Here is a 10,999-nt window from a genome sequence, read left to right on the forward strand (position 1 = left end):
ATGAAAAAAATTCTTTGGATTGTATTTTTTTTAATTGCAACGTTTCCTTTTCAATTAGCAATAGCAGTAGAGCCGGATGAGATTTTAAAGGATAAGATTCTTGAAGCGCGAGCACGCCATATTTCATCGCATTTACGTTGTCCGGTTTGTCAAAATCAATCAATTGATGATTCAGATGCTGCTTTAGCACGTGATTTACGGCTTTTAATTCGGGAAAGGCTAAAAATGGGCTATAGTAATCAGCAAGTCACTGACTTTCTTGTTGAGCGATATGGTGAATTTATTCTCTTGGAGCCACCATTGAATAAAATAACTTGGTTTTTATGGTTCTCGCCTTTGATCATTATTATCACTGGCATAAGTATCATATTTTTCCACTTCAAACGGAATAATCATGCGTTATGTGAATGAAAAAGAACAGTCAAAAATGTCATTGCATTAAAAAAGATGTTACATAAAAGAAATCAGATCATTTGCAATGAGCATACAATCTTATTGTAATTATATTAGGGAATACTGAAACCTTACAAAACTTTAATAATTTAGACAGAAAACGGTAAGGTCTGGTATTTTATAAGTGGTCGGAATTGGAATAAAGGTATGATTGAATAGGAGCATAGAGTAAATGGTTAAAAAGGCTTTCTTTAAAACATTTGTCGCAGTGAGTTTTTCTGCGATATTGGAAAGTGCACTGTTTTTTAGTGGATGTACATCAAGCTTGTGGATGACAAAGGCTCATGCAAGTTCTGTATTTACTTCGTTAATGCAACAACAGGGATTTGCCGATATTGTTGCTCAAGTGAAACCAGCCGTTGTAGCAGTACAAGTAAAGAGCAATAAAAAGAAAGAAGATAGGTTCTTTAGCAACTTTTTTAGTGGTCCAGGACTTGATCAATTACCAGATCAGCATCCTTTAAAAAGATTTTTTAAAGAGTTTTATGATTTTGATAAACCTAAAAATAAATTTCCGCACCAATCGCAGAGACTCCGTCCTGTTGCTTTTGGATCGGGTTTTTTTATTTCATCTGATGGTTACATTGTGACCAATGATCATGTGATTTCTGATGGAACAAGTTATACTGTTGTTCTTGATGATGGTACAGAATTGAATGCAAAGCTCATTGGGAAAGACCCCAAAACCGATCTTGCCGTACTAAAAGTGAATGATAAAAGAAAATTTTCCTATGTTGATTTTGGTGATGATTCAAAGCTTCGTGTTGGGGATTGGGTTGTTGCCATTGGGAATCCATTTGGTCTTGGTGGAACTGTGACAGCAGGTATTGTTTCTGCACGTGGACGTGATATTGGCACTGGTGTGTACGATGATTTTATTCAGATTGATGCTGCTGTTAATAGAGGAAACTCTGGTGGTCCAACGTTTGATCTTAATGGAAAGGTTGTTGGGGTTAATACAGCAATTTTTTCTCCTTCTGGAGGAAATGTTGGGATTGCTTTTGCTATTCCGGCTGCGACTGTAAAACAGGTTGTACAACAACTTATTGAAAAAGGTTCAGTTCAACGTGGTTGGTTAGGTGTTCAGATTCAGCCGGTAACAAAGGAGATTTCCGATTCAATAGGTTTGAAAGAAGCCAAAGGTGCTTTGGTTACTGATCCGTTAAAAGGACCGGCAGAAAAGGCTGGTATTAAAGCGGGTGATGTAATTATTTCAGTGAATAATGAAAAAATTGCTGATGCGCGTGAGCTGGCGAAACGTATTGCAAATATTAAACCAGGAGAAATGGTAACCATAGGGATTTGGAGATCAGGTAAGGAGGAGAGCATCAAGGTTAAACTCGCTTCAATGTCTGAAGATGAAAGTAAGAAAGAGACTTCAAAATATTCAAATGGACAGAGTGATTTAGATGAAACATTGGAAGATTATGGTCTGATTGTTATGCCTTCTGATGATGGTGTAGGGGTTGTCGTAACGGATGTCGATACCGATTCAGATGCTGCAGATAAAGGGATACGCCCTGGTGATGTCATTGTGACAGTAAATAATAAACCGGTTAAACGAGTCTCTGATATTATTAACACAATCAAAAATGCTCAGCAGTTAGGACGAAAGGCTATACTCTTACAAGTGCGGACAAATGATCAAAATCGTTTTGTTGCTCTTCCAATTTTCAAAAAGTAAGGCTTTAGTTTGTAGGACAAATGTTTATTAAATATTTGTCCTACAACATAATAAAATAATGGAGATACGTTTTATGAAGATACTCGTTATTGAAGATGATCATGAGACGGGGCATTATCTCGAAAAAGCTTTTTTGGAAGTAGGGCATTCCGTTGATGTTGCTTATGATGGGGATACGGGATATGCTTTAGCAACCACGGAAAATTATGACGTTATGGTTGTTGACCGAATGCTTTTACATCGTGATGGTCTTTCTATTATTGCTGAATTGCGCGCTAAAGGCAATGAAACACCGGTTCTTATCCTGTCTGCTTTAGGGCAAGTTAATGATCGTGTAACGGGGCTGCGTGCAGGGGGAGATGATTATTTGACAAAGCCTTATGCTTTTTCTGAACTTCTTGCGCGTGTTGAAGTTTTACAACGGCGGAAAAATCCTAAAGAAGCAGAAACTGTTTACTGTGTAGGTAATCTTGAGCTTGATCGGTTAGCACATACGGTAAAACGAGGTGATAGAAACATTCTATTGCAACCACGAGAGTTTCGTTTACTTGAATATTTGATGCGTTATGCCGGGCAGGTTGTTACACGCACTATGCTTTTGGAAAATGTTTGGAATTACCATTTTGATCCACAAACGAATGTCATTGATGTCCATATCTCCCGTTTGAGAGCCAAAATTGAAAAAGATTTTGATGTTCCCCTTCTTCATACAGTGCGTGGAGCTGGATATATGCTAAAAGTACCAGATAACAAAGCATGAATCGTTTGATTAATATAATGCGCACGACGGCGCTAAGGCTTTCAGCACTTTACATTTTATTGTTTGGATTGGTGGCAACAGGACTTTCTATTTATATGACGGCATTTTCTGCTTCATTGTTAACAGAGCAAACTGAACAGGCTTTACATGAAGAATTAAAGTATATTGAAAATGCTTATAATTATGGGGGATTATCCTTATTAATGCGCACTATTGATTATCGTTCAAGACAACCAGGAGCATTTCTTTATCTTGTCACGGATTCTATGGGGCGTATTTTAGCAGGAAATGTAGCACGTATTGAATTAGGTCTTTTGAATCAGAGTGGTTTTATTTCTACCTCTTTTTTATATTCCCGTTTTGGAGAACATGGCAAAACAAGTGAACATCGCGCTTTGGCGGTTATTGTTGATTTACCTAATGCTATGAAGATTCTTATAGGACGTGATTTGGATGAGCCAGAACGTTTTGCTGTTGTTATTCGCAAAGCTGTGATCATTGCACTTGCTGCAATGGTTGGAGGCGCTTTACTCATATGGTTTTTTGTTGGCAGGAGAGCTTTACAAAGGATTGATCATGTAACGGCTGCATCACAGCGCTTGATGGATGGTGACTTCAGTGGGCGTTTACCTGTCTCTGGAGTAGGGGATGAGTTTGATCGATTGTCAACCAATCTTAATGTTATGTTAGACCGCATTGAAGAGTTAAATATTGGTTTACGTCAAGTATCAGATAATATTGCTCATGACCTGAAAACGCCGTTAACGCGTCTTAGAAATCGTGCTGAAGAAGCGCTTTCAGGAAATAAGACAAAGCTTGAATATCGTCAGGTCCTTGATAGGGTTATTGCAGAATCAGATCAACTTATTTGTACGTTCAATGCAATTTTAATGATTTCACGTATTGAGGCCAGCAGTGCAATTGAGCATCTTGAAATGATGAATATGAAACTGATCCTTGAGGATGCTGTTGAGATTTACGAACCTTTTGCTGAAGAGTCAGGTGTTTTACTTCGGTTGGGGAATATATTTGATAAAGAGCTTAAGTTGAATCGTGAGCTTGTTGCACAATCAATTTTTAATCTTATAGATAATGCCATTAAATATGCCTCTAAAGGTGAAAGGAAAGCGGAGGTTTGCTTATCAATGGAATATCGTGATGAACATTTATTAGTTGTTGTGAGCGATAATGGACCAGGAATAGCAGAGGATAAACGTGAAAAAGTGACAGAACGATTTGTTCGTCTTGAAGAAAGCCGCACACAACCTGGGTTTGGGATTGGTTTAAGTATAGCAAAAGCAGTTATGAAGCTTCACGGGGGTGAATTGTTACTTGAAAATGCAAATCCAGGGCTTAGGGCTATTTTGTTATTTCCTTAAAGATATTTTTCTTCACTTTTCTCTTTTCATACGTAACAACTATTTTAAAAGTATAAAGCAATAGAAAGGAAAGCAAAATGCTTTTCAAGGGAGCGCAGACGAAACAAGCTTTTTTAAAAACACAGCTTCTCCCTTTATGCCCTCTCGATAAAAGTAGTTCCCAATGGTTAAAAGACATGGAAGAACAAGCAAGGAAAGAAGGTTTAGAATCGCTTATTTCCATCATTTCAGAGAGTGGAACGCAGATTGATTTTATCAGTTCGGTTATGACCTTATCTCCTTTTTTGCGTGAGGTTTTAATTGCCAATCCATCATATCTTAGTGCTTTATTAAATGTTGATGTAGAAACAAGGCTGAGCGAAATTATAGATGATATTACGGCTATCGATAAGGATGAAACTATAAATGAAACTTCATTGATGGCTGCTTTAAGGCGCAAAAAACGAGAAGCGCATGTTCTCATTGCTTTAGCTGATTTGGGAGGTGTTTTTACTTACGAAGTTTCATGTGCTTGGTTGACACGTTTGGGCGAAGCAGCATTAAGTGTAGCACTACGTTTTCTATTAAGAGAAGCGCATGATCATGGTAAGATCAATTTATTAAGCCGTGAGAATCCAGAAAAAGACTGTGGTTTAATTATTTTAGGGATGGGAAAGTTAGGAGCAGGGGAACTTAATTATTCTTCTGATATTGATCTTATTGTTTTCATTGATGAAACATCACCTCATATTGGTAATCTTTCTGAAAGTGTTGACGTATTTTCTAAAATGGTACGCCGATTAATCCGTATCATTCAAGAACGCACTGCGGAAGGATATGTTTTTCGTCTTGATTTTCGTCTTCGTCCAGATCCAGGATCAACCCCTTTGGCCTTACCAGTAAGGACTGCATTGCGTTATTACGAAGGGCGTGGGCAAAATTGGGAACGAGCAGCCATGATTAAAGCACGTCCAGTTGCTGGTGATAAGAGGGCAGGTTTTAACTTTATCAAAGAGCTTTTTCCCTATGTATGGCGGAAATATTTAGATTACGCTGCTATTGCTGATATTCATTCGATCAAACGTCAAATTCATGCGCATAAAAATTACGGTCAAATTGCAGCTTATGGGCATAATATAAAGTTAGGTCGTGGTGGTATTCGTGAGATTGAGTTTTTTGTTCAGACACAGCAACTCATTGCTGGTGGACGTTTTCCTCAATTACGTGGACGTCAGACAGTTGCAATGTTAGCAGAACTTCACACGCTTGGTTGGATCAGTGAGAAAACGAGAAATAGCCTTATAAAAAGTTATGCTTTTCTTCGAAATGTGGAACATCGTATTCAAATGCTTTTCGATGAACAAACACATCTTCTTCCAAATGATACTGCTCAATTCACAAGTGTTGCCTATTTAATGGGTTATCAAGACAGTAGCAGTTTTATCCGTGATTTATTAAAAACACTTCAGGTTGTTGAAAAACATTATGCAGCACTGTTTGAGAATGAGCAAGAACTTGGTTTAGAAATTGGTAATTTAGTTTTTACCGGTGAAGAAGATGATCCGGAGACATTAATAACGTTAAGCCGTTTAGGCTTCGAAAGAGCAAGTGATATTTGTCGTATTATGCGCACGCTCCATTTTGGTCGTTATAAAGCAACGCAATCAGCCGAAGCACGCGAGAGATTAACGGAATTAACACCAGCTCTTTTGAAAGCTTTTGGTGGGACAAAACGAGCTGATGAGGCGATGTTGCGTTTTGATGGTTTTTTACAGGGCTTACCTTCAGGAATTCAGCTTTTTAGTCTTTTGCAGTCTAATCCCTCTCTTTTGGATATGCTTGTCCTTATTATGGGTGCTGCTCCACGTCTTGCAGAAATTATTACACGCAGATCCCACGTTTTTGATGGAATGTTAGACCCAAATATTCTTTCAGAATTACCAACAAAAACGTATTTAGAAAAACGGCTTGAATATTTTCTTGAAAATGTTCTTTCTTATGAGGAGATTCTTGACCATTTAAGGATTTTTGCAGATGAACAACGTTTTTTGATTGGTATTCGAATTTTGAATGGTGCAATTACAGGAGAAAGAGCGGGTTTTGCTTTTACTGCACTTGCTGATCTTATGATTACAAAAACATTTGCTACCGTTCAAGAGGAATTTTCTCGTCTTCATGGTCGTATTAAAGGGGGGCGTGTTGGCATATTGGGTATGGGGAAACTTGGAAGTCGTGAATTAACAGCAGATTCCGATGTTGACCTCGTTTTGCTTTATGAACATGATGATGATGCAGAAATATCTGATGGAGAAAAGCCTCTTTATATTTCTCAATATTATACGCGTTTAGCACAGCGCCTCGTTTCTGCTTTATCCACTCTTACAAGCCAAGGTGTTCTTTATGTCGTTGATTTAAGGTTACGGCCGTTAGGCAATAAAGGACCTATTGCTGTTTCTTTTCCATTTTTTAAAAAGTATTATCGCCAAGAAGCATGGATATGGGAATATCTTGCTTTAACAAGGGCTCGAGGCATTGCAGGAGATCCTGATTTTTTACAAAAGCTAGAAAATGAAGTGTGTGCAATTATTGCTATTTCTCGTGATAAGAAGGAAGTTGCAAAAGAAGTGTGTGAAATGCGTTCCTTGATTGCAAAAGAAAAGCCGCCAAAAAATCAATGGGATTTAAAAACGATGTCTGGTGGCATTATGGATTTGGAGTTTATTGCTCAATTTTCTCTTATTACGCATGTCATTGAGTTTCAAATTGGAGCGACGACAGCGGATATTTTAGATCACTTACCAAACAGTTTTCTTAATCAGTCATGTATTGCTGATTTACATTATGCCTATCGTCTTTATACAAATTTGAGTCAAATTATACGGCTTTGCTTAAATGATTCTCTTGATCCCAATGACATGCCACCTGGATTAAGTGACCTTTTGTTAAATAGTGTTGGGGAACCTGATTTGCTTCGTGTTGAAAAATTAATTGCAGAAACTGGGCAATTGGTCTGTTCAGTTTTTACAAAAATCATGAAACATTAAAATAATTCTATAAGAATAATAAAAATTATTAATTCCATTTTTATATTAATTTTTGTCTTTTATTTCATTACACGCTTGAGAGGGTTAGAGTGAAGTTCTCTAGTGGTTTTTCAAGTGTGATGAAAAAATTTCTCTGTTAAATGTGCTATTCTAGGTATTATTCTTTATACAAAAAGCGATGAGTGACTAGTTTAGTGAATGATATGCTTTATGAGCCTTATCTCATTCTTTTCAAAAAATTGATATTATAATTATTTATATAATTCTGGATAATAATGATCAATATGAAGCTATAAAAGCTACTATAGATTAATAGTTTTAGGAAATTATAAATAAGATTTTAATTTTTCAACTGTGTCATTTTTGCTATAGATTTTTTGAAAAAAGTGTGAAACGATTTATTATTATTTATGTATCACATTAGCTTTTAGGGGAGCAATTATGATTACAAAGTATTTAGCCTCAACATCTATATTTTCTTTAATTTCAATTTCTGTAGTACAGGCGTCGGATATCGCTATTCCTGAACAGCCTGTTCCTGTTATTGCAGCGCCTGCTTTTTCTTGGACAGGATTTTATCTTGGAGGACAGATTGGTAACTTTTCAGGTAAAACAACTGCAAGTTATTTAAAAGATGAGACAAGGATATGGAATCCAATTGGAAAGGAGAATTTACCTAAACTTTCTGGTTTTATAGGGGGAGTTTATGCAGGTTCCAATATTGATATCGATAATAGTTTTATTATAGGTATTGATACGGATATTATGTGGTCTGGTAAAAAGGATTCTAAAGATGTCGATCTACCGGAAAAAAGTCCAACTGAAGAAAAACCACAACCTACAGAAGAAAAAAGTCTAACAAGAGATTTGCATGAGAATGATTCAACAAGGCGTATTAAAGCTGTACGTCATACCTTAAAACAAAAATGGGCTGGTGCTACACGGGTGAGAGTTGGTTTTGCGATTGAGCGTATGATGCCTTATATTTCCGGAGGGGTTGCTTATACGCAGCTTCAGAATATTTTTGGGTTAGTTACTGATAGCAAAAATGGAGAAGTTGATTTTTCTGATTGGTTGCATGATGAAAAAAAGACCATGATTGGTTACACCCTTGGAGGTGGTATTGATTTTGCAATGACTGATAATGTTATTGTGCGTGCAGAATATCGTTATTCAGATTTTGGCAAAAAAAAGTTCATACAGGATAAATTTGAAATGGGCTACAAAACAAATGATTTCCGCGTGGGTGTAGCTTATAAATTTTAATTTTTTGCAGAATTAAACAATTCAAAAGTCTCATTTTCGAATGAGGCTTTTATTTTTCAGATATGCGCTGGAAAATATTCTTCACTCAAAAGAGCTACTATTTTATTCGAACAATACGTTGATTTATAAATATAATTTACTTTTTGTCATGTTGAGTGAGAGATCCAAGGATCATAAGATTTTCTCATTTTAAACCTATACCATGTTGACCAATCAAAACCGCGTCTTTTGTACGTCAAAAGGAGGGAGAGCAGTGAGATAAACAACATTAAAGAAAGAATAAAAATGCTTCTTATGAATCATCTTAAGTGCCAAAAGCTGTCGCTACATTGGGGATTGGCAAAGTGTGAGATTTGATACTAGCTTGCTTTTCCATAAACGTAAAGATGGTGATGCTAAATGGACTTATCATTACATCATTCATAGGTGCCGTCGGGAAATGAGTTTGGGTGCTGTAAAAGATGCTTTTTTAAACCAACACATAAATTGGCAACTTAATGGTGTTTTGTTTTATTTGAAAGACCTCTGATACAATCGACTTTTCTGTTTTGCGTTATCGTAAAATATTTTATTTAATAACAAAAAGATCGCAAAAAAATTCTAAAGCACATAAAACTACATCCGCAATATAACTCAATAATAATAAAAATTCATATTATAATTTTTATTATTAGATATTTTATGTGATATTATAAATAATAATTTATAATAATAAAATAATTATAAAGAGTATTATAAATTTATTTATAGGAAAAAATAGATAGCAAATTAGGAATTTATCGAGACATAAAAAACATTATTACCTATATCTGTTATCGAAATATAATCTATTATTTTTTATATTTTTTTTAAATGTACGATAATAAATATCGAGTGAAATAGTAAGGGATTATTTCAAATCTATTTACGATAAATCAATCAACATTATTTGTTTATAAATCACAAGTAGGTTGGGTTATTTAAATTATATACTTTAGTTATTATTTGGCTTTTTTAGTCATCTATTTTCAGGTATAGAAGCTGAATGAGCTTCTCTATTATTCTATAAAATATCATCATTGTAATATTATAAGGATTTTACGCATTAGATGCTTTTGGAGGAGTGTATGATGAAATTTAAAGCAGGGTTTATGTGTAGAGCTTTGTGAAGTAAATCACATGCGCAATTAGCAGCTGGAACCCGTGCGACAAGAATCCGGATTATTTATAAATCAGATGGGGTAGAATTTTCGTCCTTTAGGGCGGGAAGGAAGAAAACCAATAAGCTTGTAAAAAGCTCGTTACATAAGTGGGGCAGCAGATGGAATTCTCTGAGAAAAATTGATCTATTAACAGAGAAGGTGAAACTTTGTCTTTTAAGGAGAAAAAGGGAAATAAGAATTATGATTTCCAAAGGGATATGAAATAAAAATATTTTCGTTTTTGGTTGTTTTGGCAACTATGAAGGTGTTTAAAGATTAATTGTTTCAGTACATGCAATCTCGTTTTTGGGGTTGATAATGCTATAACGTTGTAATTGGCAATGCCATTGATTTTGTAAGCGTTCAATGGAAAATAAATTAAAGCCTGCGGGTGGTTTTTTATCACCAAAAGCTTGTGATGCGGAAGGAACACCAACAATAGGAATTTTTTTAATTGGTCCTTCAATGTAATTCAATGTGGGTAAATGAGTATGTCCGTGAAGAATAAGTTCACAACCGTGATATTTGATAACGTTTAGAAAACGTTTTATATCCCGTAGTTTTTTATGCCAAGACGTTGCATTGGGAAAAGGGGGATGGTGAATCATGACGACACGAAAAAGGTTGCGCTGTGCTGCTTCTTTTAAAAAGAGCGGTAAAGTTTGCGCTTGCATTTTACCAAAATAACCAGAAGCTTGAAAAGGCAGTGTCGCAATGGCTGAAGAAGCTGCTATGATGGCAACATCTTTGCGAATGCGCATATAAGGAAAGACGCTTTTTTGAGGGATGTCACCTGTAATCCAAGGTTTAAAGAGAGTGCATGCTTTTTGGAAAGCGCCGCGGACATAGGCATCGTGATTTCCAAATGTCAAAGAAATATCTTGAGGTTGTCCTAAGTTAAGTAGCCAACGACGTGCTTGTTCAAATTCCTTATCGAGAGCAAGATTTACAAGATCACCAGAGATCACAAGGTGATCAGGTTTTGTTTTGTTCAAGGCATCTATTAAAGTTTCTAGGACGTCTGTTGCCATCTGACTCTTACGTTTTTTTTGCCAATTCAGATAACCGGTAAGACGTTTCCCAGAAAGTTCGAAGAGGGAAGGTTGCGGGAGAGGTGAAAGATGTACATCCGATATATGGGCAAGATAAAACATAAAAGCTCGTAGAGTATTAAAAACGATTTAAAGAATAAACATAAGATAAGTTAGTGCTTAAAGGCAAGAAAGATTGTAAAATAAAAATTAGCTTGCAAA

General features: G+C 35.9%; 7 protein-coding genes. 6 read left to right on the forward strand and 1 reads right to left on the reverse strand.

Annotation, left to right across the window (positions count from 1 at the left end; translation table 11 throughout):
- The 6 genes from ACFILY_RS01575 (at window position 1) to ACFILY_RS01600 (ending at window position 8,565) form a co-directional block, all read left to right on the forward strand.
- Window positions 1-411, forward strand: coding sequence for a cytochrome c-type biogenesis protein CcmH (locus tag ACFILY_RS01575; RefSeq protein WP_375637410.1), 411 nt, complete (start codon window positions 1-3; stop codon window positions 409-411).
- Window positions 412-625: 214 nt separating this feature from the next.
- Entirely contained in the window at window positions 626-2,137 is a 1,512-nt protein-coding gene (locus tag ACFILY_RS01580) for a Do family serine endopeptidase (protein ID WP_273791551.1), read from the forward strand.
- Between the two features lie 73 nt (window positions 2,138-2,210).
- Window positions 2,211-2,897 carry a response regulator transcription factor gene (locus ACFILY_RS01585; protein WP_273791552.1) on the forward strand — a complete coding sequence of 229 codons (687 nt, stop codon included), beginning with the start codon at window positions 2,211-2,213 and terminating at the stop codon, window positions 2,895-2,897.
- Window positions 2,894-4,276, forward strand: a complete 1,383-nt coding sequence (locus tag ACFILY_RS01590; protein WP_375637409.1) for an ATP-binding protein — start codon at window positions 2,894-2,896, stop codon at window positions 4,274-4,276. Before ACFILY_RS01585 ends, ACFILY_RS01590 begins: the two co-directional genes overlap by 4 nt.
- Before the next feature lie 77 nt (window positions 4,277-4,353).
- Window positions 4,354-7,299, forward strand: a complete 2,946-nt coding sequence (locus tag ACFILY_RS01595) for a bifunctional [glutamine synthetase] adenylyltransferase/[glutamine synthetase]-adenylyl-L-tyrosine phosphorylase (RefSeq protein ID WP_375630855.1) — start codon at window positions 4,354-4,356, stop codon at window positions 7,297-7,299.
- Window positions 7,300-7,740: 441 nt separating this feature from the next.
- Entirely contained in the window at window positions 7,741-8,565 is an 825-nt protein-coding gene (locus ACFILY_RS01600) for an outer membrane protein (protein WP_273791555.1), read from the forward strand.
- A gap of 1,450 nt (window positions 8,566-10,015) precedes the next feature.
- Here ACFILY_RS01600 and ACFILY_RS01605 read toward each other — a convergent pair.
- Window positions 10,016-10,900, reverse strand: coding sequence for a metallophosphoesterase family protein (locus ACFILY_RS01605; RefSeq protein WP_375630853.1), 885 nt, complete (start codon window positions 10,898-10,900; stop codon window positions 10,016-10,018).
- Window positions 10,901-10,999 lie beyond the last annotated feature (99 nt).

It is taken from the genome of Bartonella sp. CL25QHWL (assembly GCF_042195335.1).
Taxonomy (GTDB): Bacteria; Pseudomonadota; Alphaproteobacteria; order Rhizobiales; family Rhizobiaceae; genus Bartonella.

Bases quoted from the DNA above. Each gene is read 5' to 3' on its own strand.
- ACFILY_RS01575 (WP_375637410.1), top strand. From the start codon at position 1: ATGAAAAAAATTCTTTGGATTGTATTTTTTTTAATTGCAACGTTTCCT.
- ACFILY_RS01580 (WP_273791551.1), top strand. From the start codon at position 626: ATGGTTAAAAAGGCTTTCTTTAAAACATTTGTCGCAGTGAGTTTTTCT.
- ACFILY_RS01585 (WP_273791552.1), top strand. From the start codon at position 2,211: ATGAAGATACTCGTTATTGAAGATGATCATGAGACGGGGCATTATCTC.
- ACFILY_RS01590 (WP_375637409.1), top strand. From the start codon at position 2,894: ATGAATCGTTTGATTAATATAATGCGCACGACGGCGCTAAGGCTTTCA.
- ACFILY_RS01595 (WP_375630855.1), top strand. From the start codon at position 4,354: ATGCTTTTCAAGGGAGCGCAGACGAAACAAGCTTTTTTAAAAACACAG.
- ACFILY_RS01600 (WP_273791555.1), top strand. From the start codon at position 7,741: ATGATTACAAAGTATTTAGCCTCAACATCTATATTTTCTTTAATTTCA.
- ACFILY_RS01605 (WP_375630853.1), bottom strand. From the start codon at position 10,900: ATGTTTTATCTTGCCCATATATCGGATGTACATCTTTCACCTCTCCCG.